Origin of the sequence: Phyllobacterium sp. UNC302MFCol5.2, assembly GCF_000686005.1 — a bacterium.
Taxonomy (GTDB): Bacteria; Pseudomonadota; Alphaproteobacteria; order Rhizobiales; family Rhizobiaceae; genus Phyllobacterium; species Phyllobacterium pellucidum.
Window position 1 is genome coordinate 817399 of the sequence record NZ_JMLL01000010.1, and the last position, 25783, is coordinate 843181.

At 59.7% G+C, this 25783-nt stretch carries 28 protein-coding genes; 15 read left to right on the forward strand and 13 right to left on the reverse strand.

Annotated features, from left to right (window positions below; genetic code table 11):
- Positions 1-101 precede the first annotated feature (101 nt).
- Positions 102-374: a protein usg gene (locus BR48_RS0105930; RefSeq protein WP_027230449.1), complete on the reverse strand. Its 273-nt coding sequence runs from the start codon at positions 372-374 to the stop codon at positions 102-104.
- A 106-nt stretch (positions 375-480) separates the two neighbouring features.
- Between BR48_RS0105930 and groL the strand changes: the two genes are divergently transcribed.
- On the forward strand, positions 481-2109 hold the full coding sequence (gene groL / locus BR48_RS0105935) for a chaperonin GroEL (protein WP_027230450.1): 1629 nt from the start codon (positions 481-483) through the stop codon (positions 2107-2109).
- A 135-nt stretch (positions 2110-2244) separates the two neighbouring features.
- A complete protein-coding gene (locus BR48_RS0105940) occupies positions 2245-2538 on the forward strand; it encodes a GYD domain-containing protein (protein ID WP_027230451.1) in 294 nt (97 codons plus the stop codon).
- 73 nt (positions 2539-2611) lie between these two features.
- Here the strand turns inward: BR48_RS0105940 and BR48_RS0105945 are convergent, their stop codons facing one another.
- Positions 2612-3304, reverse strand: a complete 693-nt coding sequence (locus BR48_RS0105945) for a helix-turn-helix domain-containing protein (RefSeq protein WP_027230452.1) — start codon at positions 3302-3304, stop codon at positions 2612-2614.
- Positions 3305-3466: 162 nt separating this feature from the next.
- Between BR48_RS0105945 and BR48_RS23945 the strand changes: the two genes are divergently transcribed.
- The 3 genes from BR48_RS23945 (at position 3467) to BR48_RS0105960 (ending at position 5723) form a co-directional block, all read left to right on the forward strand.
- Positions 3467-3991 (forward strand): DUF1801 domain-containing protein, encoded by a 525-nt coding sequence (locus BR48_RS23945; protein WP_081815775.1) that lies wholly within the window; start codon positions 3467-3469, stop codon positions 3989-3991.
- 62 nt (positions 3992-4053) lie between these two features.
- Positions 4054-4476: a DUF1801 domain-containing protein gene (locus BR48_RS0105955; protein WP_027230453.1), complete on the forward strand. Its 423-nt coding sequence runs from the start codon at positions 4054-4056 to the stop codon at positions 4474-4476.
- Positions 4477-4568: 92 nt separating this feature from the next.
- Positions 4569-5723, forward strand: a complete 1155-nt coding sequence (locus BR48_RS0105960; protein WP_051614821.1) for an acyl-CoA dehydrogenase family protein — start codon at positions 4569-4571, stop codon at positions 5721-5723.
- Positions 5724-5781: 58 nt separating this feature from the next.
- Here the strand turns inward: BR48_RS0105960 and BR48_RS25430 are convergent, their stop codons facing one another.
- Positions 5782-6852: a DUF2778 domain-containing protein gene (locus BR48_RS25430; protein ID WP_245273354.1), complete on the reverse strand. Its 1071-nt coding sequence runs from the start codon at positions 6850-6852 to the stop codon at positions 5782-5784.
- Positions 6853-7260: 408 nt separating this feature from the next.
- Complete coding sequence (locus tag BR48_RS0105970; RefSeq protein ID WP_245273355.1) at positions 7261-7848, reverse strand: ankyrin repeat domain-containing protein; 588 nt, start codon at positions 7846-7848, stop codon at positions 7261-7263.
- A 307-nt stretch (positions 7849-8155) separates the two neighbouring features.
- Here BR48_RS0105970 and sugE point away from each other — a divergent pair, with 307 nt between their 5' ends.
- From sugE to BR48_RS0105990, 4 genes are all read left to right on the forward strand, one after another.
- The gene (gene sugE / locus BR48_RS0105975) at positions 8156-8470 is read left to right on the forward strand and encodes a quaternary ammonium compound efflux SMR transporter SugE (protein ID WP_027230456.1); all 315 of its coding nucleotides are present in this window, start codon (positions 8156-8158) and stop codon (positions 8468-8470) included.
- A 117-nt stretch (positions 8471-8587) separates the two neighbouring features.
- Complete coding sequence (moeB, locus tag BR48_RS0105980) at positions 8588-9373, forward strand: molybdopterin-synthase adenylyltransferase MoeB (RefSeq protein ID WP_051614609.1); 786 nt, start codon at positions 8588-8590, stop codon at positions 9371-9373.
- Complete coding sequence (locus BR48_RS0105985; protein WP_280949019.1) at positions 9360-10619, forward strand: aconitase X catalytic domain-containing protein; 1260 nt, start codon at positions 9360-9362, stop codon at positions 10617-10619. The genes moeB and BR48_RS0105985 overlap by 14 nt, the downstream gene beginning before the upstream one ends.
- Positions 10616-11023, forward strand: coding sequence for a DUF126 domain-containing protein (locus BR48_RS0105990; RefSeq protein WP_027230459.1), 408 nt, complete (start codon positions 10616-10618; stop codon positions 11021-11023). Before BR48_RS0105985 ends, BR48_RS0105990 begins: the two co-directional genes overlap by 4 nt.
- Positions 11024-11032: 9 nt before the next feature.
- Here the strand turns inward: BR48_RS0105990 and BR48_RS0105995 are convergent, their stop codons facing one another.
- Complete coding sequence (locus tag BR48_RS0105995; RefSeq protein ID WP_027230460.1) at positions 11033-12034, reverse strand: D-glycerate dehydrogenase; 1002 nt, start codon at positions 12032-12034, stop codon at positions 11033-11035.
- Positions 12035-12273: 239 nt separating this feature from the next.
- Between BR48_RS0105995 and BR48_RS0106000 the strand changes: the two genes are divergently transcribed.
- The 3 genes from BR48_RS0106000 (at position 12274) to BR48_RS0106010 (ending at position 13472) form a co-directional block, all read left to right on the forward strand.
- The gene (locus BR48_RS0106000; RefSeq protein ID WP_228019314.1) at positions 12274-12777 is read left to right on the forward strand and encodes an SH3 domain-containing protein; all 504 of its coding nucleotides are present in this window, start codon (positions 12274-12276) and stop codon (positions 12775-12777) included.
- A gap of 66 nt (positions 12778-12843) precedes the next feature.
- Positions 12844-13089, forward strand: coding sequence for a type II toxin-antitoxin system prevent-host-death family antitoxin (locus BR48_RS0106005; RefSeq protein ID WP_027230462.1), 246 nt, complete (start codon positions 12844-12846; stop codon positions 13087-13089).
- Positions 13086-13472: a type II toxin-antitoxin system VapC family toxin gene (locus tag BR48_RS0106010; protein WP_027230463.1), complete on the forward strand. Its 387-nt coding sequence runs from the start codon at positions 13086-13088 to the stop codon at positions 13470-13472. Before BR48_RS0106005 ends, BR48_RS0106010 begins: the two co-directional genes overlap by 4 nt.
- A 59-nt stretch (positions 13473-13531) precedes the next feature.
- Here BR48_RS0106010 and irrA read toward each other — a convergent pair whose 3' ends face one another.
- Positions 13532-13963 (reverse strand): iron response transcriptional regulator IrrA, encoded by a 432-nt coding sequence (irrA, locus tag BR48_RS0106015; protein ID WP_027230464.1) that lies wholly within the window; start codon positions 13961-13963, stop codon positions 13532-13534.
- Positions 13964-14278: 315 nt separating this feature from the next.
- On the opposite strand from irrA, the gene fabA reads away from it, so the two are divergent.
- From fabA to fabI, 3 genes are all read left to right on the forward strand, one after another.
- Positions 14279-14794: a 3-hydroxyacyl-[acyl-carrier-protein] dehydratase FabA gene (gene fabA, locus BR48_RS0106020; protein WP_027230465.1), complete on the forward strand. Its 516-nt coding sequence runs from the start codon at positions 14279-14281 to the stop codon at positions 14792-14794.
- A gap of 36 nt (positions 14795-14830) precedes the next feature.
- A complete protein-coding gene (gene fabB / locus BR48_RS0106025) occupies positions 14831-16057 on the forward strand; it encodes a beta-ketoacyl-ACP synthase I (RefSeq protein WP_027230466.1) in 1227 nt (408 codons plus the stop codon).
- A gap of 75 nt (positions 16058-16132) precedes the next feature.
- Positions 16133-16948, forward strand: a complete 816-nt coding sequence (fabI, locus tag BR48_RS0106030; RefSeq protein WP_027230467.1) for an enoyl-ACP reductase FabI — start codon at positions 16133-16135, stop codon at positions 16946-16948.
- Between the two features lie 65 nt (positions 16949-17013).
- Here fabI and BR48_RS0106035 read toward each other — a convergent pair whose 3' ends face one another.
- The 7 genes from BR48_RS0106035 to BR48_RS23955 form a co-directional block, all read right to left on the reverse strand.
- Positions 17014-18030 carry a class I SAM-dependent methyltransferase gene (locus BR48_RS0106035; protein ID WP_027230468.1) on the reverse strand — a complete coding sequence of 339 codons (1017 nt, stop codon included), beginning with the start codon at positions 18028-18030 and terminating at the stop codon, positions 17014-17016.
- A gap of 76 nt (positions 18031-18106) precedes the next feature.
- A complete protein-coding gene (pnp, locus tag BR48_RS0106040) occupies positions 18107-20251 on the reverse strand; it encodes a polyribonucleotide nucleotidyltransferase (protein WP_027230469.1) in 2145 nt (714 codons plus the stop codon).
- A 206-nt stretch (positions 20252-20457) separates the two neighbouring features.
- Positions 20458-20727 (reverse strand): 30S ribosomal protein S15, encoded by a 270-nt coding sequence (gene rpsO / locus BR48_RS0106045; protein WP_027230470.1) that lies wholly within the window; start codon positions 20725-20727, stop codon positions 20458-20460.
- 161 nt (positions 20728-20888) lie between these two features.
- Positions 20889-21860 (reverse strand): tRNA pseudouridine(55) synthase TruB, encoded by a 972-nt coding sequence (gene truB, locus BR48_RS0106050; protein ID WP_027230471.1) that lies wholly within the window; start codon positions 21858-21860, stop codon positions 20889-20891.
- 1 nt (position 21861) lies between these two features.
- Positions 21862-22314 carry a 30S ribosome-binding factor RbfA gene (gene rbfA / locus BR48_RS0106055; protein WP_027230472.1) on the reverse strand — a complete coding sequence of 151 codons (453 nt, stop codon included), beginning with the start codon at positions 22312-22314 and terminating at the stop codon, positions 21862-21864.
- A 77-nt stretch (positions 22315-22391) separates the two neighbouring features.
- On the reverse strand, positions 22392-25124 hold the full coding sequence (gene infB, locus BR48_RS0106060) for a translation initiation factor IF-2 (RefSeq protein ID WP_027230473.1): 2733 nt from the start codon (positions 25122-25124) through the stop codon (positions 22392-22394).
- Positions 25121-25762, reverse strand: a complete 642-nt coding sequence (locus BR48_RS23955) for an RNA-binding protein (RefSeq protein WP_036813405.1) — start codon at positions 25760-25762, stop codon at positions 25121-25123. Before BR48_RS23955 ends, infB begins: the two co-directional genes overlap by 4 nt.
- Positions 25763-25783: the final 21 nt, after the last annotated feature.

Here is a 25783-nt window from a genome sequence, read left to right on the forward strand (position 1 = left end):
CCTTTCCGAATGCAGCCCGGTCCATTTGGATATTGATGGTTTTCCATCATCTCGTCTGTGGGCGGGCGGATTGTCCGGAGAATATTCCAGGGGCGCCGCAATCAATGCAGCGATATGATGCCGTCCACTGCGCGCCATTCACGCGGCGAAATCAGGTGCTGGTGGACGATCCGGACTGAGTGCAGCGGCCCCTCGATGTCCTTGCACCAGAAATCAAGAAAGCCTTTCAATTCCGGGAAAGACGGAGCAAGATCGTATTCCTGCCAAATGTAAAGCTGCAGAAAGCTCGGGTGGTCGGGAAGGCGATAATGTATCTCGGCCGTTGTCAGACCGTAGCCTTTTAGCTGAAGTTCGAATGCTCTGCTTGTTGTCATGAATATTTCCCTTGTGGATCAACTCATGCGTCACTGTGAATCTTGTCAGATTCCGCTGTGTTTTCAAGGAAAATTACAGAACTTGTAAAAGGGAGGAGTGAGGACCATGGCTGCAAAAGAAGTCAAATTCAGCGCCGAAGCGCGCGATCGCATGATGCGCGGCGTCGATATACTTGCCAATGCCGTCAAAGTGACACTCGGTCCCAAGGGCCGCAACGTCGTAATCGAGAAATCCTTCGGAGCGCCGCGCATCACCAAGGATGGCGTCACCGTCGCCAAGGAAATCGAACTCGAGGATAAATTCGAGAACATGGGAGCCCAGCTGCTGCGCGAAGTCGCTTCGAGGACGAGCGATGTTGCCGGTGACGGCACGACGACAGCTACCGTTCTTGCCCAGGCCATCGTGCGCGAGGGCGCGAGGGCTGAAGCTGCGGGCATGAATCCGATGGATTTGAAGCGCGGCATAGATATCGCCGTGGACGCAGTCGTTGCGGAACTGAAGCGCAATGCCCGTAAAATCTCCAACAATTCCGAAATTGCCCAGGTGGGAACCATCTCCGCCAACGGCGATATCGAAATCGGCCAATATCTGGCCGACGCCATGGGGAAGGTCGGGCACGAAGGCGTCATCACTGTCGAGGAGGCAAAAACCGCCGAGACCGAACTCGAAATCGTCGAGGGCATGCAATTCGACCGCGGTTATCTCTCCCCCTATTTCGTCACTGACCAGGACAAGATGCGGGTCGAATTCGAAGATCCCTATATCCTCATCCACGAGAAGAAGCTCTCGAACCTTCAGGCAATGCTGCCCATTCTCGAAGCCGTCATCCAGTCGGGAAGTCCGCTGCTGATCATCGCAGAAGATGTGGAGGGCGAGGCATTGGCCACGCTCGTCGTCAACAAATTGCGCGGTGGGTTGAAGGTCGCAGCGGTCAAGGCGCCTGGCTTCGGCGATCGGCGCAAGGCCATGCTCGAGGACATAGCGATCCTGACGGGCGGCACCGCGATTAGCGACGACCTCGGCATCAAGCTCGAGAACGTCACACTCGACATGCTCGGCCGTGCCAAGAAGACGATCGTCGAGAAGGAAACGACGATTATCGTCAACGGCGGCGGCACGAAAGCCGATATCGATGCACGTATTGTGCAGATCAAGGCCCAGATCGAGGATACGACATCCGACTATGACAAGGAAAAGCTGCAGGAACGGCTTGCCAAACTTGCCGGCGGCGTGGCCGTGATCCGGGTTGGCGGCTCGACCGAGGTCGAGGTGCGCGAACGCAAGGATCGCGTCGACGACGCGCTTCACGCGACACGGGCGGCCGTGGAGGAAGGAATACTTCCCGGTGGCGGCGTTGCGCTCCTGCGTTCAGCCAAAGCGCTTGAGGGGCTGCAGGTCAAGAATGCGGACCAACGCGTCGGTATCGAGATCGTGCGGCGGGCCATCGAGATGCCCGTGCGCCAGATTGCGGAGAATGCCGGCGCGGAGGGCTCGCTGATCGTCGGCAAATTGCGCGAGAATAGCGACTTTGCATTTGGGTGGAACGCCCAGACCGGCGAATATGGCAATCTTTACGAGATGGGCGTGATCGATCCGGCAAAGGTGGTGCGCAGCGCGCTGCAAGGCGCTGCCTCGATTGCGGGTCTCCTCGTCACGACCGAAGCGATGGTCGCCGATATTCCCAAGAAGCCCGCGGCTCCAGCCATGCCTGCGGGCGGCGGCATGGACTACTGATCAAGTCTGGGCCGGTGCGTCTGTCGCAGGCCTTGCATTGTTCCACCCTGCCAACAGGACTATAGTTAATCCGGGGATGCGGAGGGAGCAAAATCGCGGCCACCGGCACGAGCCGTGCCGCGGGGGAGGTTAGCGATGACCACATATGTTGTTCTCTTGAACTGGACTGAACTTGGCCTCAAGAACGCCGGGGACTCGCCTAACAGGCTCGACGGTGCGAAGAAAATGCTCAAGGAAATGGGTGGTTCGTTCGATCAGTTTTTTCTGACGATGGGCGAATATGACATGGTCGGCATCATGACGGCGCCCGACGACGCGGTCATGGCGCGCTTTACGCTCGGCCTTGGGCAGAAGGGCTTTGTGCGCACGCGTACGCTGAAGGCTTTCCCGGAAGCAGCCTATCGCGAAATCATCAAATCGCTGGGCTGATTGTCGTCTGAAAGGAACAAAGGAAGCCGCAAGTCATGCTTGCGGTTTCCGCACTGCGGCGATTTCACCAATCCTATGATACCATGCGTTGCTGTGGGGCAAATGTGCTGAGGCCGAGCCATTGCTGCATGGCGCTCGCAATGCTGGGGTCGCCGTCGAATTCGACGCGGCCTGCTTCGACCTCGCGCCTGACGGCCGAAAGTCCCATCCAGATCGCCGTCATGCTCTTCAGCGAGCTTGTCACCAGAAGATCGACATCGAATCCCGGATCGAAGCCGCAAAGGTCAACGGAACTGCCGTCGACAACCAGCCAGAAATTCTGCCTGGTTTCCGGCAGTTCGGGGTACAGAAACTGAATCGTGCAGCGCCGTTTTGGCAGCGGCTTCGGATTGAGGTTGCGGCGCATGTCCCACATCAGCAGGGAGGGATCGAGATTGCGCAGCGACAGTTCCGATTCAACCCAGCGCTGCCCCCAGGAGCCAATGCCGAGCACGATTGCCCGCAGGTCTTCGCCAGCGGGCGAGAGATGATATTCGGTCGTGCCGTTGGCGTTGGTTACGACCTCTACCACCCCCGCACGTTCAAGCTCTTTCAACCGTTTGGACAAAAGCGCAGGCGACATGCGCGGCACGCCGCGGCGCAGATCGTTGAAACGCGTCGTTCCCATCAGCATTTCGCGTATCACGAGCGTCGTCCAGCGCGAGCACAATATCTCCGACGCCATCGCAACCGGACAGAACTGCCCGTATCCTCCACGTTGTTCCATTGTTCCCACCGGTCTTCCTGACCCTTTTCTTAAGGCAAGAATACCCTAAAACGCGGTCGAATCCTACCGGCTGGACATTTCGGGTCGGAACGTTGCCTTGTGCCGAAGTCTGCGGATACAACTATGCCCTGTCTTTTAAACGCTGCTCGAAAGGTTGGACGTATGACCGATACTTCGAATGAACCGCGTACGGTTGCCCAAAAGAAACCGGGCAAGACCGTCAAGAAGAAAGCGAAGGAACTCTCCGGCAAATCACCTGCCCGCAAGCCCCAAGGCACCCCCGCAGAGCCCAAGCTCTTGTCGGGCGGCAACCCTCAGATTGCGAAAGCTGACGGCGACGCCCCCGTTCAGGCCTATATCGCGGCGATGCCCGGCTGGAAAAGCGAGGCCGGCCGACGCCTGGACGCGCTGATCGCTCGCACCGTTCCCGATGTGCGAAAGGCGGTGAAATGGAACTCGCCGCTCTACGGTATTGAAGGTGAGGGATTCTTTCTCGGCGTCCACTGCTTCGACAAATACATAAAGGTCGCTTTCTTCCACGGCGCGTCGCTGAACCCGATGCCGCCTGTCGAATCCAAGGACAAGAACACCCGTTACTTTCACATCCATGAGAACGACGCGATCAATGAGGAGGAACTGGCGGCGTGGATCCGTCAGGCCGCCGCCCTGCCCGGCTGGGTCCCCTGATTTGATCAAGTAATATAGGCTTGCCTGCACGAATCGGGTCCGGAACTGGAGGAACAGTACCCATGAATCCCTCGGAACATATTGACCAGCTTATCGAAAAACTCGGCGACTGGCGCGGGGAGATGCTCGCAAGCCTCCGCAAGACTTTCCTTGAAGCCGACAAGGAGATCGTCGAGGAATGGAAGTGGATGGGTAGCCCTGTCTGGGAGCGCGACGGGATCATTGCGGTGGGCAATGCCCACAAGGAAAAGGTGAAGCTGACGTTCTCGCACGGCGCAAGCCTTCCGGATCCAGATAAGCTTTTCAACAATGGCTTCGGGGGCAAAGTGTGGCGCGCGATCGACGTCCACGAGGGCGACAAGGTTGACAAGGACGCTTTGAAAAAGCTCATTCGCGCCGCCGTCGAATTCAACCAAGCCAAGAAACTGGCAAAGAAAGCCACGCCACGCGCACGGGCGAAAACGGCCAAGGGCGAAGCCGAATAGGCTAGTACATTTCCTGAACTGGACGAATTGCAGCGTTGAGAGGATCCTTTGCGCATGGGCTGTTGAAGCCCCAAGGAGGACCTATGAACAGCATGGCACATACATCATCCATTGCGGACGAAGCTTCGTCCGGGAGTGCCGTAGATATCGCGCACTCTTTGACACCAGCTCTCGCTGCGAGGGCAGCGGAATTTGACGAGACCGACACTTTCGTTGCGGAGAACTATAAGCTCCTCAAGGAGGCCGGCCTCGTCCATGCCGGCGTGCCGCACGAACTTGGCGGCGGCGGCGCCGACGTTGGCGAGCTTGCCGAAATGCTGCGCGTGCTCGCGCATGGCTGCTCGTCGACCGCGCTCGCTTTCTCGATGCACACGCATCAAGTCGCGATCCCTGCCTGGCGCTGGCGCCACCAGAAGGCTTTGGCCGTCGAGCCCCTTCTGAAGCGTATTGCCGCTGAAAAGCTGATCCTGTTGTCGAGCGGGGGCTCGGACTGGATCGGCGGCTCAGGCGATGCAACCAAGGTCGAGGGCGGCTACCGCATCAAGGCGCGCAAGGTGTTCACCTCAGGCGCCAATGCCGGAGACATCCTGATGACCGGCGCAATCCTTCGCGGGGAAGACGGATCGGCTCAGGTGATCCACTTTGGCGTTCCCATGAAGTCAGCCGAAGTGAAGGTTGTCGATACCTGGAAAGCGCTCGGAATGCGAGGAACCGGCTCCAACGATGTTGCGATCGAGGACTTCTTTGTGCCTGACGCCAGCGTCGCGTTTTCGCGTAAGGCGGGCGAATGGCATCCGGTTTTCCAGATCATCGCAACAACGGCATTTCCGCTGATCTATGCTGTGTATCTCGGCGTTGCCGAAAGCGCGCGGGACATTGCCATCCATCTTGCCAAGAAAAAGCAGCCAACCGAAACCTCCATGAACCTCGCCGGTCGCATGGACACCTCGCTACGCGCCGCCCAGCTTGCACATCAGTGGATGGTGAAAATTGTCGAGCGCAATTCGCCTTCCGCCGAAAGCGTCAACGAGGTCATGATCGGACGTTCACTGGTGGCGGAACATGCAATCAAGACAGTGGAGCTTGCTCTCGAGCTGGCGGGTGGTGCCGGTTTTTATCGCTCGAACGGTCTTGAACAGCGTTTCCGGGATATCCAGGGCGCGCGGTTCCACCCGCTCCAGCAAGGCCCGCAAGCGCGGTATGCCGGAGCGATGGCGCTCGGACAATCGGTGAATACCGTATTCTAGAGTGTCCTACAGAAGACGGGCGTTGGCAGGCGTGGGGTCGGCTTCCAGCAGAAGCGGATTACCGCGAGGCAATGCTCGTCGTCGATGCCGGCATCCGGGCGACGACGACAAGCTGCGTGACCTCACCCCGCTTGAAGGCCGCAAGGAACCGGCGGTAATCCTTGAACGACACGCAGCCATTTGAATCGCCGCGCGGGCCGAGCATGTAGGTATGGGCTAGCAGTCCGTCGCGGCCAAAAAGCTTGCTCGGATCGAGTGGATTGAGCCGGATCGCCTCGACGCCGTGGAAGAGGGCCTCGCGCATCGTCAACCGGTAGGTATGTGGTGGCGTTGCGCCGCGCATCTTCTTGTGTACGGAGCGTGGATCGTCACGCAGCGGACCAAGTCCGGAATGCGCCTCAAGACGCTCGCCATTGGGCATGTAGACCGTCTTGGCCGAGATATCGTAGATCGCGGTGCGATTGCGGGCAAAGAGGCGGGCCGCCGGCGGTTCGTAGGACGGCGCAACATCGCGAATGTCGTTGTCCTGCGGCGCATAGGCAAGAAGCTGCGGCGTTGCGCGCTTGGCCAGCCGGGCCGGGCGGTTGGGACGGATGCCGGGTAGCGGGACTTCAGCCGCATCGTCTGCATCGTCAAGCCCGGGGTCCTTTTCAGCCAATACCAGGCTGAACGGACCGTCTGACGGATAACCCGCAGCGGCGGGCGCACCGGCCAAGGCGACTTGCGGCGAAGGCGGCTCGTCGAAGGTGCTGTAGGAACGCACGGAAGCGACATGCATTGTATCGAGGCCCGAAGCCCGGACACCGAACGCATCCTCTTCAATTGGCGCCGTTGCCGCCAGAACGAACTTCGGCTTCGGCGGCGTGATGACAACGATCTCGCCGGTAGCCGAGATCACCGAGCCCTCGTCCATATCGGTAGCCTGCCAGGCCGTGCCGGTGAGTTCCGGAACGCGGGGATATTTGGGATTGACGCGAACCGGGACGAGGTTGGGTGCGAGGGCGATGCTGCTCGGGCCAAACGCCCGTTCACCCGGCCTGTAGCTGTCAGCGAGCGCGCTGCCCTCGGACCGCGAGGCGACGGCATGGTGCAGTGTAACGGCAAGAATGATCGCGCCGAACGCGGTCATGATTCCGAGACTTGCAAGAAAGGCGGCGGAGGTTAGTCCGGGACCCCGACGACGGCCATTTTTTTGCGAAGGCTTTCCGCCCGCCCCGACTGCAAACGCCATGATACTCGTACCCACACTGCTCAACCCACGCGACAGTCCGCGCAAAACCACGCTTACCGTGGCAAAACTGAGGCTGCGGGCAACAAAACCGCGTCCTCAATCCGCGACTGTCCTGCATGAACAATGAAGAATCTTGGTTACCAATTGATTGAGAGAGAGACGGATTTTTTCCATTTCCCGCGGCAGCGCTCACGTACATCCGCGATGGCTCCTCGGGTCAGGCCCGAGGATGGTGGCAGGGGTGTGCAGGTTGGCGAAGAGGTCGCTAGGAGGTAGCTGCGGCGAGCACAATGAACCGCATGTCATTTACTGCAGCCGGGCCACGATCTGCGCATAGCCTTTCGCGCGTGCGTGCTGCAGCGCCGTGACGCCGTCCCTATCGGCAAGCGCCTTGTTCGCACCCGCATCGACAAGCAGCTTGACGATCGCAATATGGCGGGGACCGCCGTCGCCGAGAATGACCGCCTCGAGGAGTGCTGTCCAGCCGAGCTTGTTGACATGGTCGACATCAACGCCGGCCTCGATAAGCGTGCGGGCGGTTTCGACGTGACCGCGCTCCGACGCCGGGATCAGTGCCGTGCCGCCGTAGCGATTGGTGCTCTTTAAATCCGCGCCATGGGCGAGCGTCATGCGAAGTATTTCGAGGTGACCGCGGGCGCCGGCATACAGATAGGGACTATCCTCGATCCTGTCCTTGGCGTTCACGTCGGCGCCGGCCTTGATCAGCATGCGTGCCGCTTCTATGCGGTTGGCATGTGTTGCGACGAGCAGCGCCGTTTCGCCGCGTTCGTTCCGCACATCGGGATCAACCCCTTGCGCGAGCAACGACTGCAAGGTCGTCGTGTCGCCGCCATGCGCGGCTTCAATCAGTTCAAGTGCCTTCGTGTCAGCCATCGCAACTCCCCGCGTAGATATCAGCGTCATGCATACTAGGAGCGCGCGCCGGGTTAAACCGTTCGGGAGCTTCCGATTATTGTTCATCCTTATTTTTCTCCATGCTGTTGCGTGCCGGAACAGGTGAATGTGGCTCGCTGTCGCCCTTCATCGGCCTTGAACATAAACAACAAAATTAGTCATCGCGCGACAGGCTTGCCATTCACATTGCCGTTTCCTAAATAGACCTTGTGAGCAACGCCGCTGGATTTCCGGCGCTTCCAGACAAATCCGGGACGGCCCGAGCAAATATGTGAAGGAGGTCGTCATGGCCTGGATAATACTCGTCGCTGCGGGACTCTTTGAAATCGGTTGGGCCATCGGGCTCAAATATACCGATGGCTTTACCCGCCTCACTCCCTCGATCCTTACCGCCGGCAGCATGGTCATCAGCGTCGTGTTGCTTGGCCTGGCTCTGCGCGATCTTCCCGTCGGCAGTGCCTATGCGGTCTGGACGGGTATCGGAACGGTCGGCACTGCACTTCTAGGCATGTATCTTTTTGCCGAGCCCGCGACGGTCGTCCGTCTTGTCTGCATCGGCTTGATCGTTGCCGGCATCGGCGGGCTGAAATTTCTCGCCTGAGTGCAAATCGGCCGTGCATTTCGAGACGTTCTTGCTCTAGTGTCGATTTGGACGAGCGCTCCAATCGCACCAATCGCATTGGAGGCTGACCGGCAAAGTGGATAGCCAGCGCAGAAAATGATCGACGAGCAAAACACCGCCCTCTCCCAAGCTGAAATCGAACGCTATGCGCGCCATATCATCCTTGGCGAGATCGGCGGTCCCGGCCAGCAAAAGCTGAAACGTGCTCGGGTGCTCGTTGTCGGTGCCGGCGGCCTCGGCGCTCCGGTGCTGCAGTATCTCGCGGCCTCAGGCGTCGGCACGCTCGGGATCATTGACGATGATCGCGTTTCACTCTCAAACCTGCAGCGCCAGATCATACATAGCTCGGACCTTGTCGGATCGGCCAAGGTCGAAAGCGCCGCGCGGGCCATCGCCGCGATCAACCCGCATGTCATCGTCGAGACCCATGAGACGCGCATCGCGAGGGAGAATGCCGCCGATCTCGTGCGCTGCTACGATATCATCGTCGACGGATCGGACAATTTCGATACGCGCTATTTGTTGGCCGACGTTTGCCTTAAGGAAAAGCGGCCGCTGATTTCGGCAGCGCTTGGACGGTTCGACGGTTCGGTCACGACGTTGATGCCCTATGCGGCGAACCCTGCCGGCGAGGCCAATCCATCCTATCGCGATCTCTTTCCCAATCCGCCACCACCGGGACTGCTTCCGGCCTGTGCCGAGGCCGGCGTACTCGGTGTTCTGCCAGGCGTCATTGGCACCTTGCAGGCGACGGAAGTCATCAAGCTCATTACCGGAATTGGTGAACCGCTGGTCGGACGGCTCCTGCTCTATGATGCGCTGACCTCGCGTTTCGAAATCATCAAGTACAAGGCGCGCAAGCGGTCGGATGATGCCGCTTGAACTGACTGCGGAACAGCAATCGATTGCCCAAGGTGCGGGCGGTGAAGGCGCAGCGATGGCGATGCGGATCGTTGCAGCAACGGCGCGGCTGATGGGGGCGCCCTCCCTCATCCCCATTGCTTCAGCCCATATTGACGGTGCGCTTTACCACGGCGACTCCGGAACGCTTTTTGCCGAAAAGCTCGTTGAAGGCAGGGCAAAAGTCGCCGTGCGCGCCACACTCAATGTGGGCTCCATCGACCTTACCGGATGTTCAAGGAACCGGCTGCCGCCGCATGAGCGGGTGATGGCGCGGCGCATGATGGACGCCTATCGCAAGCTCGGCTGCGAGCCGAGCTGGACCTGCGCGCCCTATCAGGCGGGCCATCGTCCGGCCCCCGGCACGGACGTCGCCTGGGGCGAATCCAATGCGGTCGTGTTCTGCAATTCGGTGCTGGGCGCCCGCACCAACCGCTATGGCGATTTTCTCGACATCGCCTGCGCGATTGCCGGCTTTGCACCCTACTACGGTTTTCACCTCGAGGAGAACCGCCGCGCAACCGTGGTGTTCGATGTGTCGGGTCTCGACCCTGCCTTTCTGGCTTCCGAAGTGGCCTTTCCCATTCTTGGCAGCCTCTACGGCCGTGAGCTTGGCGGCGCGGTCGGCATTGTTTCGGGGCTTGCCCGCCATCCCGGCGAAGACGCTTTGAAAGCCTTTGGCGCAGCGGCCGCTTCAGCGGGAGCAGTCGGGCTATTTCATGTGTCGGGCGTTACGCCGGAAGCACCCGATCTCAATAGCGCGCTCCAGCATCAGCCGCCGGAGATGACTATCCATGTCAGCGAGGAAATGGTCGCAGATTCGCGCCGGCGGCTCTCCACCGTTTCAGGCACAGACAGGCTCGATGCCGTCGCCATCGGCAGTCCGCATTTGTCGGGTGAGGAGTTCAACCAGCTTCAACAGCTCGTTGCCGGCCGCAAGCTCAAAATCCCGCTCTATGCCTGCACCGGCCGCCACGCATTGGCGGAGCTGGAAGCCAATGGCGGTCGCAAATCTCTCGAAGACGCCGGCGTTGTCATCGTTGCTGATACCTGCGTCGTCGTCACGCCCATCTTGCCGGAGGCAGAAGGTGCTGTGCTCATGACCAACTCCGGCAAGTTCGCCCACTATGCGCCGGGCAATACCGGCTATGGCGTGCTCTATGGCTCCATGGCCGAATGTGTGGAAAGCGCCGTTGCGGGTCGGCCGCGTTTCGGAGCCGCGTCATGAAGGCGAAGGTTCTTGTTGCGGGCGCTGCAGCCGAGGGCCCGGCACTTGTCCTTTCTGCGCCGATCAGTTTCTGGGGCGGGGTCAATCCCAAGACGGGATTGATCGAAGACGTGCGCCATCCCGAGCACGGTGCCTCGATTGCCGGAACGATTCTTTGCCTGCCCGGGACAATCGGTTCTTCATCGGCCGCTGCCGTGCTGCTTGAGCTGGTTGCCGTCGATCTTGCGCCCGCGGCAATTATTCTGCACGAACCGGATGCTATTCTCCTCCTCGGGCTCATCGTGGCACAGGAAATGGGCTACCAGACGCCGATCGCCGTTGAACTCGACCGCGAGAAATTCGAAGGGCTGAATGGAGAGAAACTCCGCGTCGCCGGCGATGGCGATATCGCAATCGCCGCCTGAATTCCGGCGTCAAACGCGATCGGGCAAGACGCGATCCGGTGGGCGATGACCGTCGATAAAGGTGCGGATATTGATGATCACCTTCTCGCCCATGTCGATGCGCCCTTCGAGAGTCGCCGAGCCCATATGCGGCAGGATGACCACTTTGCCCTGTTTGGCGAGCTTGCGCAGCTTGGAATTCACTGCGGGTTCGTGCTCGAACACGTCGAGCGCCGCCCCGGCGAGCTTGCCCTGTTCCAGCTGCTCGATAAGTGCGTGCTCATCGATGATCTGGCCGCGCGCCGTATTGACGATAAACGCCGTCGGCTGCATCAGCGCCAGGCGTCTTGCCGAAAGCAGGTGGAACGTGGCCGGTGTCGACGGGCAATTGACCGAGATGATGTCCATGCGGGCCAGCATCTGGTCGAGGCTCTCCCAATAGGTCGCCTCTAGTTCCTCTTCGGTACGCGGGTTGACCGGCTTGCGGTTGTGGTAATGTATGGAAAGGCCAAAAGCCTTGGCGCGGCGCGCCACCGCAGTGCCGATGCGGCCCATGCCGACGATGCCGAGGCGCTTGCCCCAGATGCGGCGGCCGAGCATCCAGGTCGGACCCCAGCCCTCCCACTTTCCGTCGTCGAGAAGGATCGATGCGCCTTCGACCAGGCGGCGCGGGGCGGCGAGCAGAAGAGCCATGGTCATGTCGGCCGTGTCTTCGGTCAGAACGTTCGGCGTGTTGGTAACGGTAATGCCGCGCTTGCCGGCGGCAACGACGTCAATATTGTCGGTACCGTTGCCGAAGTTGGCGATCAACCGGAGGTTGGGTCCCGCGGCGGCAATAATCTCTTCGCTGATGTGGTCGGTGATGGTGGGGACGAGCACATTGGCAGTTTTGACCGCCTCGATCAGCTCCGCCTTGGTCAGACGCCGGTCATCGACATTCAGCCGGGCCTCAAAAAGCTCGCGCATGCGGGTTTCAATGGGATCCGGCAATTTGCGAGTTATGACGACCAGAGGCTTCTTGCTCACCAATATTCCCCTCCCATTTGACAGCGCTATTGAGACCTCTTTAACCAAGTCATTGCAAACTGCAATTGCTCTTTGCGCTCCTCCACTTGTCTATCAAGGCGGCGCATCAAAGACAAAGAAAAATAGGGATCGTCCGCCATTCTGCCGAAAAACGCGCGGATTGAGGCCCGGACGACGAAGGACCGACCTTGTTGAATATTGGAACTTTTCGCCGCTTCCTGACTGCCGCCAGCCTCGCTGCAGCCGTGACGCTGGGGCTGCCATTGACCTTGCCGGCTTTCGCACCGGCGCAGGCAGCGCAGGTCGGACCCAGCGGTCTGCCCCTGCCCCGATTCGTCAGCCTGAAGCCCGGTCGCGTCAATCTGCGCGTTGGCCCGGGCCGCGACTATGCGGTGACGTGGCTATTCCTGAAGTCTGGCCTCCCGGTCGAGATCGTCCAGGAATTCGACAACTGGCGACGCATCCGCGATTCCGAAGGCACGGAAGGCTGGGTCTATCAGTCATTGCTCTCCGGCAAGCGAACGGCTCTGACGGCGCCATGGCAGCGGGACAAGGACGGCGCCATGCTCAATGTCTATCGCAGCGCCGACGATCAGTCCGCGCTTGTCGCCAAGGTCCAGCCGGGCGTACTTGGAACCTTGAAAGCCTGTAACGGCACCTATTGCCGCGTCGTTTTCAGCGGCGCCAGCGGCTGGATAAAGCAGCCCGACATCTGGGGCGCCTATCCGGACGAGAAATTCGACGATTAAAACGTGTACTTGTTTCGCCCAGAGGAATAGACTAAGTCTAATAGACTAAGTCTGAGAGGTGACACAATGCGAACTGTTAATATTCATGAAGCAAAGACGTACCTTTCGCGTCTTATTGAACAGGCCTCCAACGGGGAACCGTTCATCATTGCCAAGGCCGGAAAGCCGATGGTCAAGGTGAGCGCAGTCGACGTTCAAGACACGCCGCAACCAAAGCGCCTTGGGTTCTTAGCTGGCCAGATCGATGTCCCCGACGACTTCAACGAGATGGGCAAAGAGGAAATAGAGGCTCTATTCAGCATTGCCAAATGAGGTTGCTGCTCGATACACATCTTATCCTTTGGGCTGCGGCGTTCGACGACAGACTTTCCGTTGATGCACGATTGCTCTTCACGAATCCGGAGAACCAACTGGTCTTCAGCGCCGCCAGTCTATGGGAAACCGCGATAAAGCAGGGATTGGAACGCTCCGACTTTCGGGTGGATGCGCGCATCCTCCGTCGCGGTTTATTGGACAATGGCTATGCCGAGTTGGCGATCACGAGCGAACACGCCGTTGCCGTCGCAGCGTTGCCGCAGATCCACAAGGACCCGTTTGACCGCATACTTGTGGCACAGGCCATGTCTGAGGGAATAACGCTCGTAACTTCGGATCCGATCGTTGCGCGCTATCCCGGTCCGATACGGCTGGTTTAAAGCTCGGCGGCCGGCACTTTCGTCGACCTGCTGCTGCGCAGGGTGTATTGATAGATCGTTTAGCCGCGCTTCTTGCGCAGGCGGATCACGATATCGACGTTGACGATTTCCATGCCCTCTGGCACGGGAGGCAGGTGCCCGACCATCGCCGAACCATCGGGAATATCGATAACCTCGTTGGCGCCTTCGACGAAGAAGTGATGATGGTCCGAAACATTGGTGTCGAAATAAGTCTTTGCACCTTCAACGGCGAGGATGCGCAGCATTCCCGCCTGGGTGAACTGGTGCAGGGTGTTATAGACGGTTGCCAGCGAAACCGGCACGTTGGCGCCCTGCGCCTCTTCATGCAGTTCCTCGGCTGAAAGGTGCCTGTCGCCCTTCGAGAAGATCAGGCTGGCAAGCGCGATGCGCTGACGGGTCGGCCTCAGACCAGCAAAGCGCAAGCGCTCCTGCAAGGAAACATCAGCCTCTATTTCGTAAGAAACATGCATGGCCCGTCTGCCACTCCGTTAACCACATCCAAAACCACACCACGGGCAAAGTGCCCCTGATGCGCACTATTTGATATATGCTGTCTTGCGAAATCGATCAATAGGCAGCATTTAGGCCATTCGTCTATGTCGGATTCCGGCCGATCTTCTGTCATAAGGATTTCACCGAAGGCACAACGAAGCCAAGGGTTCCATTTGACTTCGGATTGCTCTAGAGAGCGTTTTCAGGCGGAAACAGTCTGTGATAGGGTCCGCATGCGCAGGAGCGTCTTGCTTTCCATGCGCCAACGTCAAAAGCAGTCGATGGGAGAAAGAATGCCAGAACAGAAATCAAGCTACGGGTATGAGGAGCTTCTTGCCTGTGCCCGCGGAGAGATGTTCGGTCAGGGCAATGCGCAGTTGCCGGCTCCGCCCATGCTGATGTTCGACCGCATCACTGAGATTTCTGAGACAGGCGGCGAAAACGGCAAGGGCTATATCCGCGCTGAGTTCGATATCAAACCAGACCTCTGGTTCTTCCCCTGCCACTTCATCGGCGATCCAGTCATGCCCGGCTGTCTCGGCCTCGATGCCATGTGGCAATTGACCGGCTTTTACCTCGGCTGGCTGGGCGAGCCCGGCAAGGGTCGCGCGCTCTCGACAGGCGAAGTCAAATTTACCGGCATGGTCACACCAAAGACCAAACTTGTCGAATATGGTATCGACTTCAAGCGCGTCATGCGCGGTCGTCTCGTCCTTGGCATTGCCGATGGCTGGCTAAAGGCCGACGGCGAAACTATCTATAAGGCAACCGACCTGCGGGTTGGCCTGTTCAAGGAAAGCGCTGCCTGAGCCTTCAGCCAGCGCAACACCTTCAAGGAGATCGCGATGCGGCGAGTGGTTGTGACGGGCATGGGTATCGTGTCCTCTATCGGCAATAACACGCAGGAAGTGCTGGAATCCCTGCGGACTGCAAAGTCAGGCATCGTCTTTGCCGAAGAATATGCAAAGCATGGATTCCGCAGCCAGGTTCATGGCGCTCCGACACTCGATCCATCGACCCTGGTCGATCGCCGCGCCATGCGCTTCCATGGAGGCGGGACGGCGTGGAACCATGTCGCCATGGACCAGGCCATCGCCGATGCCGGTCTCGAAGCGGACCTGATCTCCAACGAACGCACTGGCATCATCATGGGATCCGGCGGTTCATCGACGCGCACCATCGTCGAAGCCGCAGAGAAGACCATCGAATCCGGATCGAGCAAGAAGGTCGGCCCATTCGCCGTACCGAAAGCCATGTCTTCGACAGCTTCGGCAACACTCGCCACCTGGTTCAAGATCAAGGGCGTCAACTATTCGATCTCCTCCGCCTGCGCCACGTCCAACCATTGCGTCGGCAATGCGTTTGAGATGATCCAGTATGGCAAGCAGGACATGATGTTCGCCGGCGGCTGCGAAGACCTCGACTGGACCCTCTCTGTCCTCTTCGACGGCATGGGGGCGATGTCCTCGAAGTTCAATGATCGTCCGGCGGTCGCCTCGCGCGCCTATGACAAAAATCGCGACGGCTTCGTCATCTCCGGCGGTGCTGGCGTACTCGTTCTCGAAGAACTCGAACATGCCAAGGCCCGGGGCGCCAAAATCTATGGCGAACTCGTCGGCTATGGTGTCACCTCCGACGGCGCGGACATGGTCGCGCCAAGCGGCGAAGGCGCAGCCCGGTGCATGCGCATGGCGATCGCCAATGTCAAAGGACCGATCGACTACATCAATCCGCACGCCACCTCGACGCCGGTTGGCGATCTCAAGGAGATCGAGGCCATTCGCGAGGTCTTCGGGTCCGGCAATCAGTGCCCGCCAATCTCAGCGACGAAGTCGTTGACGGGCCACTCGCAAGGCGCAACGGGCGTGCATGAGTCGATCTATTCGCTTCTTATGATGAACCACGACTTCATCGCCGAGAGCGCCAATATCGAGGAGATCGATCCCGCCTTCGGCGACATGCCTATTGCGCGCAAGCGGATCGACAATGTCAAATTGAACACGGTTCTCACCAATTCCTTCGGATTTGGCGGCACGAACGCTTCGCTGGTGTTCCAGCGGTACGACGGTTAAGGGGGGAGCCGGAATGGATCGTCTCGTCAACCGAGCAACAGAATGCGGCCAGCGTGGCCAGGAAAGGCTCTGAACATGGGTGATTTGATGAAAGGCAAGCGCGGTCTCATCATGGGGGTCGCGAACAGCCATTCCATTGCCTGGGGAATTGCCAAGGAACTTGCGGCCAATGGCGCCGAGCTTGCCTTTACCTATCAGGGCGAAGCGTTCGGCAAGCGCGTCGCGCCGCTGGCGGAACAGCTTGGATCGAAATTCCTGCTGCCCTGCGATGTGGAAGATATCGCCACGGTGGATGCTGTATTCGACACGCTGGAAAAGGAATGGGGCGCGCTTGATTTCGTCGTGCACGCCATCGGCTTTTCCGACAAGGCGCAGCTCAAGGGACGCTATGCCGATGTGACGACGCGCGACAATTTCAGCCGCACGATGGTCATATCTGCCTATTCCTTCACCGAAGTTGCCCAGCGCGCCTCCAAGCTCATGAAGGAGGGCGGCTCGATTCTGACGCTGACCTATGGCGGCTCGACGCGCGTCATGCCCAACTACAATGTTATGGGCGTCGCCAAGGCCGCGCTGGAAGCAATGGTGCGCTATCTCGCCGCCGACTACGGGCCGGAAGGTATTCGCGTCAACGCGATCTCGGCGGGTCCTGTGCGCACGCTTGCCGGTGCCGGCATCGGCGATGCCCGCGCCATGTTCTCTTACCAGAAGCGCAATGCGCCCCTGCGGCGCACTGTCGACATCGAGGATGTCGGCCGCTCGGCGCTCTACCTTCTATCGAATCTTTCGAACGGTGTGACCGGCGAAATCCATTACGTCGATTCCGGCTACAACATCGTCTCGATGCCGACGCTGGAAGAACTGAAGAAGTCCGACGACGACAAGGAATAATCTAGCGCTTGAAGTGTTTATCGAAGGCCCGCCGGCGATGCGCTGGCGGGCCTTTTTGTTTTATGTCACTTCTTCGCTTCGATGATCTTGTAACCGGCATTGTCCTCCAGCGGTGTCACCGTGCGAAACAGCGCCTTTAGTCCGGCTTCGTAGGGCATCTGCCGGTTGGCGACGAGAAGGAGGCGACCGCCTGGCTTCAATCGCTTGGCCGCCGCCGCGATGAACCCCTGCCCCATGGTCGGATCGGCGCTGCGTGCGGCATGGAAGGGCGGGTTCATGACGATGGTGTCGTAGATATCTGCAATTGCTTCACGGTTGACATCGTGCCAATGGAACGACACCGGGATGTCGGCCGGCCCGACCACATTCTGCCTTGCCGCCTCCAACGCCTCGAAATCGGCCTCATAAAGCGCCAGCGACTTCATTTTCTCGGTGTGACCGAGAAGTTCGCTGGCAAGATAGCCCCAGCCTGCACCGAAATCCGCAACGTGGCCGCTGATGCGGCCTTCGAAATGCTTTGCAAGAAGCGCCGATCCCTTGTCGATTGCCATGTGCGAGAACATGCCCGGCGCTGTGGTGTATCGGTCTTCGACTCGAACAGGGAGCGGCTTCAGCGCTTCGACGCTGTCGACAGCCAGCTTTTCGGGGCGCGTCAGCCAGAAGGCGACGGCGTGGTGCTTGGACAGCCGGTCCATAACCGGCGCAAAAGTCTCGACCGTCCTGCGGCAACTGTCGATACCCAGCTTCTTGTCGCCGGCGACGACAATCGTGCCTCCGGGCCTGACGTGAGTGAAAGCCTGGGCGAGCCAGGCTTCATTGCGGCCGCGGTGCTTTCCGATCAGGATCAGCGCACCATCAAATGTCTGCAGGCCCTCAAGGCGCGGAATCGTATTGAACCCGGCCTTTTCAAGATCGATGAAATCCGGCCTGAATGGCTGGAGGCAGGTCAGGATATCGCGCCATGCGAGAGCAATGTCGCGGTTCGCCTCGGCGCCGAGAAACAGCCAGCGTTGACCCGCGGGAACCGGCAGGATTTCGTTTTCAAAGGGTAGAAAAAGCGTCTTGAGTGCGCCGTCGGTCATCGCCTTATCCATTCTGGTCGTTCAAGAAAAAAGCGCGCCACAAGGGCGCGCTCTCCAATTGCGTTCGCTCGAGAAATTACTCTGCGTCTTCTTCCGCAGGCTTCTTTTCCTGAACGATTTCCTTGCCGGTTTCCTGATCGACGACCTTCATCGAGAGGCGAACCTTGCCGCGCTCGTCAAAGCCCATGAGCTTGACCCAGACCTTCTGGCCTTCCTTGACCACATCTGAGGTCTTGGCAACGCGCTCGGAAGCGAGCTGGGAGATATGGACCAGGCCATCGCGCGGGCCGAAGAAGTTGACGAAGGCGCCGAAGTCAGCGGTCTTGACGACCGTGCCCTCGTAGATTTCGCCGACTTCCGGTTCAGCAACGATCGAATGGATCCACTTGCGCGCGGCTTCGATTTCCTTGGCCGAGGACGATGCTATCTTGACCGTACCGTCATCTTCGATGTTGATCTTCGCGCCGGTCTTTTCGACGATTTCGCGAATGACCTTGCCGCCGGAGCCGATGACATCACGAATCTTGTCGGTCGGGATGTTCATGACTTCGATGCGCGGCGCGAACTCGCCAAGTTCCGAACGGCCTTCGGTAATGGCTTTCGCCATTTCGCCGAGGATGTGGACGCGGCCGTCCTTGGCCTGAGCCAGGGCAACCTTCATGATCTCTTCGGTGATGCCGTCGATCTTGATGTCCATCTGCAGGGCGGTGATGCCACCTTCCGTGCCGGCGACCTTGAAGTCCATGTCGCCAAGATGATCTTCGTCACCAAGGATATCGGAGAGAACTGCGAACTTCTCGCCTTCGAGGATCAGGCCCATGGCAATACCTGCAACCGGACGAAGCAGCGGAACGCCTGCATCCATCAAGGCCAGCGACGTGCCGCAAACCGTTGCCATCGACGAGGAACCGTTGGATTCCGTGATCTCGGAAACGGTGCGCAGAGTGTAGGGGAACTGTTCCTTGGCCGGGAGCACCGGATGGATGGCACGCCAGGCAAGCTTGCCATGGCCGATTTCACGACGGCCGGGCGAACCCATGCGTCCCGTTTCACCGACCGAATAAGGCGGGAAATTGTAATGGAGCATGAAGGTTTCTTTGTACATGCCGGTCAGCGAGTCGACATACTGTTCGTCTTCGCCGGTGCCGAGCGTGGCAACGACGATGGCCTGGGTCTCACCACGGGTGAACAGGGCCGAACCATGTGTGCGCGGCAGGATACCGACTTCTGAGACGATCGGACGAACGGTCTTCAGATCGCGGCCATCGATACGGCTGCCCGTGTCGAGGATGTTCCAGCGAACGATCTTGGCCTGAACCGACTTGAAGACAGTCGCAATCTCTTCAGCCGAAAATTCGGGCTCCTCGACGCCTTCCGGGAAGAAATGCGCCTTGACCTTGGTCTTGGCGGCATCGACGGCTGAATAACGCTGCTGCTTGTCGGTGATCTTGTAGGCGGCGCGCAGATCGTCTTCGGCGACTTTCAGAACGGCGGCTTCTACGGCCGAAAGGTCTTCGGAGACGAAATCGCGCGGCTCCTTCGCAGCAACTTCAGCCAGCTTGATGATCGCGTCGATCACCGGCTGGAAGCTGCGATGACCGAACATGACTGCGCCGAGCATGACGTCTTCGCCGAGTTCCTGCGCTTCCGATTCAACCATCAGAACCGCATCGCCTGTGCCGGCAACGACGAGGTCGAGTTTGGATTCGACCATTTCATCGACCGTCGGGTTCAGCTTGTACTCGCCGCCGATATAGCCGACGCGTGCACCGCCGATCGGGCCCATGAAGGGAACGCCGGAAAGCGTAAGAGCTGCCGAAGCGCCGATCATCGAGACGATGTCGGGATTGTTTTCGAGGTCATGCTGGATGACGGTGAGGACGACCTGCGTGTCGTTCTTGTAGCCATCGGCAAAGAGCGGGCGGATCGGGCGGTCGATGAGACGCGAAACAAGCGTTTCGTTCTCGCTCGGGCGGCCTTCGCGCTTGAAATAGCCGCCCGGGATCTTGCCGGCGGCATAGGTCTTTTCCTGGTAGTTGACCGTCAGCGGGAAGAAATCCTGGCCCGGCTTCGGTTCCTTGGCGGAAACGACGGTGGCAAGGACCACGGTCTCGCCATAGGTGGCGAGCACCGCGCCGTCAGCCTGACGGGCGATCTTGCCGGTTTCAAGAATGAGCGGACGACCGCCCCATTCGATTTCAACCTTGTGTTGATTAAACATGTCTTGTCCTTCATTGGAAGGCAACGCGCACCCTTTGGTGCCGCGATGATCTTCCGTTTCGTTTCAGACCAATCACGGGCAAGACAACGTGCAACTCCCCAAGCCGAGTTGCCAGCAATCCTGCCCCATGATCTGTCTCATGGTAGTTTCACCCGCGAGGGATGAAAAGAACCGGCGGCGCAAGGAGCGACCGCCGGTCCAGTCTGTTAGCGGCGCAGGCCGAGCTTTCCGATCAGCGTCTGGTAGCGCGTCTCATCAACCTTCTTGAGATAATCGAGAAGGCTGCGGCGCGTCGAGACCAGCTTGAGCAGACCACGGCGGGAATGGTTATCCTTCTTGTGGTCCTTGAAATGGTCGGTCAAATTGACAATGCGCTCCGTCAGCACAGCAACCTGGACTTCCGGAGAACCGGTATCGCCTGGCTTGGTTGCATATTCGGAGATCACTGCCTGCTTGCGTTCAGCGGTAATCGACATCGTATATCCTTTCTTTGGAAGGGAAAAACAGGATGCCCACGGCCGGGATGTCGTCCAGCGGGGGCCGGTTAAAGCGAGAGCAATGCTTGTCGCTGGGGGCCGTATAGTCGAAAACGCGGCAAATTACCAGCCGCAAATGATTCTCACCCGAAACCCAGAAGCTAAGCCGTAAACACCCGCTTCGGCTTGAACTGGCCCTGCTCGATGAAACCGATCGCAAGCAGCTTGCCGCGGCTCGTGACACAAGCTTCGTCAGCCTCTACCGGCGCGTCGCGGCCGCGCAGTATAACTGGATTGCCCATGCGGATGCGGTGCGCCTGATCGTCGGAAACCGCCACCTGCGGCAGGCAGTCGAGCGCAGCGCCTGTCTCGATGAGGAAGGCATCCATCACGGCAAAGCGCTCGGCGATTGCCTGATAGGATTGCTCGCCGGCCTCTTCGCCTTCGGGTACAGGCGGGTGCGCCGCCTCAAGTTCGGCCAAGGTCACGAAATCCTGTTCGTCGAACGGCGCGACTTCGATGCGGCGCAGGTCCGCAATATGGCCATAGCAGCCAAGATCGCGTCCCATGTCGCGTGCGAGCGAGCGCACATAGGTGCCCTTGCCGCACTCGACTTCGAATATTGCCGTGGAATCGTCGGGCCGCTCTATGAGTTCGAGCCGGTCGATCTCGACTTCGCGGGCGGGTATTTCAATTTCCTCGCCGCCGCGGGCAAGGTCATAGGCACGTTCGCCAGCGATCTTGATTGCCGAGAACTTTGGCGGGACCTGCTCGATCACGCCGGTATATTTGGGCAGGATCGCCTTGATCGCGGCCTCGTCCGGACGATCGGCCGACGTCAGCGTCACTTCGCCTTCAAGGTCGTCGGTCGTGCGTTCTGCACCCCAGGTGACCGTGAAGCGATACATCTTGGTTCCGTCCATAACATAGGGAACGGTCTTTGTCGCTTCACCAAGGGCAATGGGCAGCATACCGGAGGCAAGCGGATCAAGCGTTCCGGCGTGTCCGGCCTTTTCCGCCTTGAAAAGCCATTTGATCTTGGAGACGGCTTCGGTCGAACCCATGCCTTTTGGCTTGTCGAATACCAGCCAGCCGGAAACCGGGCGGCCCTTCTTCTTGCGCTGTCTTGCCATCTTAGTCGTTACCGTCGTGTCCGGGAACATCGCCGGGATTGGGCTCGCCGCCATCATCGTCATCATCGGCGTGAAGGTCGCGGGTTACTTCCGGCTTGCGCAAAAGCGCATCGATCTTCGCGTAATTATCGAAGCTGGTGTCGATGCGGAAGCGGAACTCCGGCATGTATTTCATCTGCTTGAGGTACGGCGCGGCGCGTCCGCGAATGAACTTGGCGCTCTTGTTGAGCGCCGTGATAACGCCTTCGCTGTCGGTGGCGCCGACCGGCGAGACGAAACACGTCGCGATCTTCAAGTCCGGCGACATGCGCACTTCCGAGACGGCAACAACGGCATTTTCGAGCGTCGGATCACGAACCTCGCCACGCTGGAGCACCTGCGCAACTGCGTGGCGCACCTGCTCGCTGACGCGCAACTGGCGTTGTGAGGGACCCGATGATGCAAAACGAGACATAACGATCTTATCCAAATAACGATAACGGACCGCCGGCTTTCATTCCGGCGGTCCCATCGATCTTAACAGAGACGCTTTTACAGCGTGCGGGTGACGTGCTCGACGCGGAAAGCTTCGATCGTATCGCCTGCGCGAATGTCGTCGTAGTTTTCGAATGCCATACCGCATTCCTGGCCCGCCGGCACTTCGGAAACTTCGTCCTTGAAGCGCTTGAGCGTCTTGAGCTTGCCTTCGTGGATGACAACGTTGTCGCGGATGAGGCGTACGCCTGCACCACGTTCGACCTTGCCTTCCGTAACACGGCAACCGGCAACCTTGCCGACCTTGGTGATGTTGAAGACCTCGAGAATCTCCGCGTTGCCGAGGAAGGTCTCGCGCCGTTCTGGCGACAGAAGTCCCGACATGGCTGCTTTCACATCGTCCACGAGATCGTAGATGATGTTGTAGTAGCGGATTTCGATGCCTTCGCGCTCGGCAAGGTCACGTGCCTGCTTGTTGGCACGCACGTTGAAGCCGATGATCGCAGCATTGGAAGCCTCGGCAAGCGCGATGTCGCTTTCCGTGATGCCGCCAGCGCCAGAATGGATGATCCGGGCCCGCACTTCGTCGGTCCCGAGCTTATCCAGCGCGCCGGAAATGGCTTCGATCGAGCCCTGCACGTCGCCCTTGATCAGGAGCGGGAACTCCTTCTGGCCGGACACCTGCAACTGGCTCATCATCTGCTCGAGCGAGCCGCGCGAACCTGCCTGCTTGGCCACTGCCTTTTCACGGGCAAGGCGCGTACGGTATTCAGAGATTTCGCGTGCCTTGGCTTCGTTCTCGACAACCGCGAAGCGATCGCCTGCCTGGGGCGGACCCTGCAGACCGAGGACTTCCACCGGTGTTGCCGGGCCTGCTTCCTTCATGTTCTCGCCGCGATCATTGACCAACGCGCGAACGCGGCCCCACTCGCTGCCAGCAACAATGATGTCGCCAGGATGCAAGGTACCCTTCTGGACGAGCACGGTGGCAACCGAGCCACGGCCGCGCTCGAGCTTGGCTTCAATGACCACGCCCTCGGCGGTCCGGTGCGGATCGGCCCTCAGGTCGAGAATTTCCGCCTGGAGCAGGATGGCTTCAAGCAGCTTTTCGAGACCGGCGCCGGTCTTTGCCGACACTTCCACGTCAAGCGTTTCACCGCCCATCGATTCCACGAAAACCTCGTGTTGCAGCAGGCCGTTGCGAACCTTCTGCGGATCAGCGGAAGGCTTGTCGATCTTGTTTATCGCCACGATGATCGGAACACCGGCCGCCTTGGCGTGGTTGATCGATTCGATCGTCTGCGGCATGACGCTGTCGTCGGCTGCGACGACGAGGATCGCAATGTCCGTCGCCTGAGCACCGCGGGCTCGCATTGCCGTGAAGGCGGCGTGGCCGGGCGTATCGATAAAGGTGATCTTCTGGCCGTTCTGCTCGACCTGGTATGCGCCGATATGCTGGGTGATGCCTCCGGCTTCGCCGGAGACGACGTTGGCATGGCGGATGGCATCGAGCAGCGAGGTCTTGCCGTGGTCGACGTGACCCATGATGGTGACGACCGGCGGACGTGGCTCCAGTGCTGCGGCGTCATCCTCAACGTTGAAGATGCCCTCTTCGACATCGGACTCGGCAACGCGGCGGACCGTGTGGCCGAATTCCTCGGCGATGAGCTGTGCCGTATCGGCATCGATCAGATCGCCCGGCTTCATCATCTGGCCTTCCTTCATCAGGAACTTGATGACGTCGACCGACCGCTCGGCCATGCGCTGGGCAAGTTCCTGAATGGTGATCGTTTCAGGCAGAATGACTTCACGCGCGATCTTCTCACGCGTTTCCTGTTGCATCCCGCGCTTGAACTTCTCCTGACGGCGACGCATCGCCGAGAGAGAACGGTTGCGGCCGCCTTCATCATCAAGGGCAGCGCCCAGTGTCAGCTTGCCGCGACGGCGTTCGTCTTCACCCCGAACAACCTTCGGCGCGCGCACTTCGGGCTTGGCCGGCACGGCGCTGGTACCGCGGCGGGCACCTGCTGGTCCACGGCGATCGTCTTCTTCCTCGGTAGCATTGGTCTTGCGCGCCGGAGCCTTCAGCGCCGAATCGTCGGCGGTCTTGAGCTCGGGCTGGCGCTTGCGCGATTCTTCCTCGGCCTTCTGCTTGGCTTCGGCCTCGCGGCGCAGGCGCTCTTCTTCCTCGGCCTGGCGGCGGGCGGATTCCTCACGCTCCTTGGCGCGCAATGCATCTTCTTCCGCACGGCGTGTGGCTTCGAGCGCAGCTTTGGCGCGATCTTCGGCGTCACGCGCCTTCGAACCTTCGAGCGCCTTGCGACGCGCTTCGAGCTCGGCGCTCGAGAGCGTGTTCAGCACCATGCCGGAACGGTCGTTCGGACGCTGGCCGGCGGGACGGTACGGCTGCTGCTGGCCGGAAGGACGCTGCTGCGGCTGGGCCGGGCGCGCGGCGGGCTGAGCGACCGGCGCGGCAGTTGCCGTCGCTGCTGGACGCGGTGCAGCCGCGGGCGCGCTCACCGGCGCTGCCGCAGGCTGAACGGCCGGGCGAACCTGGGCCGGTGCGGGCGAAGGTGCAGGCGCCGGCGCGGCGGCAGCAGGAGGCGCGACCTCCGGCTTGTGATCCGGAAGATTAAACTTGCGCTTCTTGGTTTCAACCACAACAGACTTCGTCCGCCCATGGCTGAAGTTCTGGCGCACCGTGCTCTGTTCAACGCCGGGCCGCTTCAGGGTCAGGGTTTTCTTATTGACGCCAAGCGTCTTGTCGTCTGTCGATTTCGTATCGCTCATTCCGTTTCCGTTTCCTTCGCGGCAAATGCCGTTTTTGCGATGGCCTGATCCTCGGGGCCACCGCGAAAATGCTGAAGCAACCAGGCCCGCTTAACGAACCCGGCAGCTGCCATTCCCTTGAGTACGGCAGCATGTATCACATTTACCCCGCCCAATGCCAAATCCATTTCACTGCTTTCGAACAATGAAAGAGCGGGTATTTCCGGTCCGCCCGCATAAACTACCGAACGGCGGGCCTGGTCAAGCTTGCGAACACCATCTTCCGCCGCTTCATGGGCATGAAGAACGAGTGCGGCAGTACCGTTGCGGATGGCGGCGTCGACTTTTGCCGCCCCTGTTACCACAACCCCGGCCTTGCGCGCCAACCCAAAACTTCCCAGCGCGGATTTTGCGAGCATTCGATCAACGACCGCTCCGAAATCGTCGGGGACGACGACGGCACCCTTCAATGCGCGCGGAAACAGCTTGCGCTTGACCGCTTCATCCAAATAGCGCCGCTCGGCCTTCACCCAGCATCCCCGGCCGGGAAGGCTGCGCTTCAGATCCGGCACAACCGTTCCGTCAGGGCCGGCGACAAACCGGATCATGTCGTCGACAGAACCGCTGTCACGCGTGACGATGCACGTCCTGTCGTTCATTTCCGGTTCCACGCCTCAATC

Excerpts from the sequence above, each read along its gene's own strand:
- rbfA (WP_027230472.1), bottom strand. The coding sequence starts at position 22,314 with ATGTCTCGTTTTGCATCATCGGGTCCCTCACAACGCCAGTTGCGCGTC.
- groL (WP_027230450.1), top strand. The coding sequence starts at position 481 with ATGGCTGCAAAAGAAGTCAAATTCAGCGCCGAAGCGCGCGATCGCATG.
- BR48_RS0106010 (WP_027230463.1), top strand. The coding sequence starts at position 13,086 with ATGAGGTTGCTGCTCGATACACATCTTATCCTTTGGGCTGCGGCGTTC.
- fabB (WP_027230466.1), top strand. The coding sequence starts at position 14,831 with ATGCGGCGAGTGGTTGTGACGGGCATGGGTATCGTGTCCTCTATCGGC.
- sugE (WP_027230456.1), top strand. The coding sequence starts at position 8,156 with ATGGCCTGGATAATACTCGTCGCTGCGGGACTCTTTGAAATCGGTTGG.
- BR48_RS0105930 (WP_027230449.1), bottom strand. The coding sequence starts at position 374 with ATGACAACAAGCAGAGCATTCGAACTTCAGCTAAAAGGCTACGGTCTG.
- BR48_RS0105960 (WP_051614821.1), top strand. The coding sequence starts at position 4,569 with ATGGCACATACATCATCCATTGCGGACGAAGCTTCGTCCGGGAGTGCC.
- BR48_RS23945 (WP_081815775.1), top strand. The coding sequence starts at position 3,467 with ATGACCGATACTTCGAATGAACCGCGTACGGTTGCCCAAAAGAAACCG.
- irrA (WP_027230464.1), bottom strand. The coding sequence starts at position 13,963 with ATGCATGTTTCTTACGAAATAGAGGCTGATGTTTCCTTGCAGGAGCGC.
- BR48_RS0105970 (WP_245273355.1), bottom strand. The coding sequence starts at position 7,848 with ATGGCTGACACGAAGGCACTTGAACTGATTGAAGCCGCGCATGGCGGC.
- BR48_RS0105940 (WP_027230451.1), top strand. The coding sequence starts at position 2,245 with ATGACCACATATGTTGTTCTCTTGAACTGGACTGAACTTGGCCTCAAG.
- infB (WP_027230473.1), bottom strand. The coding sequence starts at position 25,124 with ATGAGCGATACGAAATCGACAGACGACAAGACGCTTGGCGTCAATAAG.
- fabI (WP_027230467.1), top strand. The coding sequence starts at position 16,133 with ATGGGTGATTTGATGAAAGGCAAGCGCGGTCTCATCATGGGGGTCGCG.
- BR48_RS0106005 (WP_027230462.1), top strand. The coding sequence starts at position 12,844 with ATGCGAACTGTTAATATTCATGAAGCAAAGACGTACCTTTCGCGTCTT.
- rpsO (WP_027230470.1), bottom strand. The coding sequence starts at position 20,727 with ATGTCGATTACCGCTGAACGCAAGCAGGCAGTGATCTCCGAATATGCA.
- BR48_RS23955 (WP_036813405.1), bottom strand. The coding sequence starts at position 25,762 with ATGAACGACAGGACGTGCATCGTCACGCGTGACAGCGGTTCTGTCGAC.
- pnp (WP_027230469.1), bottom strand. The coding sequence starts at position 20,251 with ATGTTTAATCAACACAAGGTTGAAATCGAATGGGGCGGTCGTCCGCTC.
- BR48_RS0105945 (WP_027230452.1), bottom strand. The coding sequence starts at position 3,304 with ATGGAACAACGTGGAGGATACGGGCAGTTCTGTCCGGTTGCGATGGCG.
- BR48_RS0105990 (WP_027230459.1), top strand. The coding sequence starts at position 10,616 with ATGAAGGCGAAGGTTCTTGTTGCGGGCGCTGCAGCCGAGGGCCCGGCA.
- fabA (WP_027230465.1), top strand. The coding sequence starts at position 14,279 with ATGCCAGAACAGAAATCAAGCTACGGGTATGAGGAGCTTCTTGCCTGT.
- BR48_RS0105955 (WP_027230453.1), top strand. The coding sequence starts at position 4,054 with ATGAATCCCTCGGAACATATTGACCAGCTTATCGAAAAACTCGGCGAC.
- BR48_RS25430 (WP_245273354.1), bottom strand. The coding sequence starts at position 6,852 with ATGACCGCGTTCGGCGCGATCATTCTTGCCGTTACACTGCACCATGCC.
- moeB (WP_051614609.1), top strand. The coding sequence starts at position 8,588 with ATGATCGACGAGCAAAACACCGCCCTCTCCCAAGCTGAAATCGAACGC.
- BR48_RS0105985 (WP_280949019.1), top strand. The coding sequence starts at position 9,360 with ATGATGCCGCTTGAACTGACTGCGGAACAGCAATCGATTGCCCAAGGT.
- BR48_RS0106035 (WP_027230468.1), bottom strand. The coding sequence starts at position 18,030 with ATGACCGACGGCGCACTCAAGACGCTTTTTCTACCCTTTGAAAACGAA.
- truB (WP_027230471.1), bottom strand. The coding sequence starts at position 21,860 with ATGGCAAGACAGCGCAAGAAGAAGGGCCGCCCGGTTTCCGGCTGGCTG.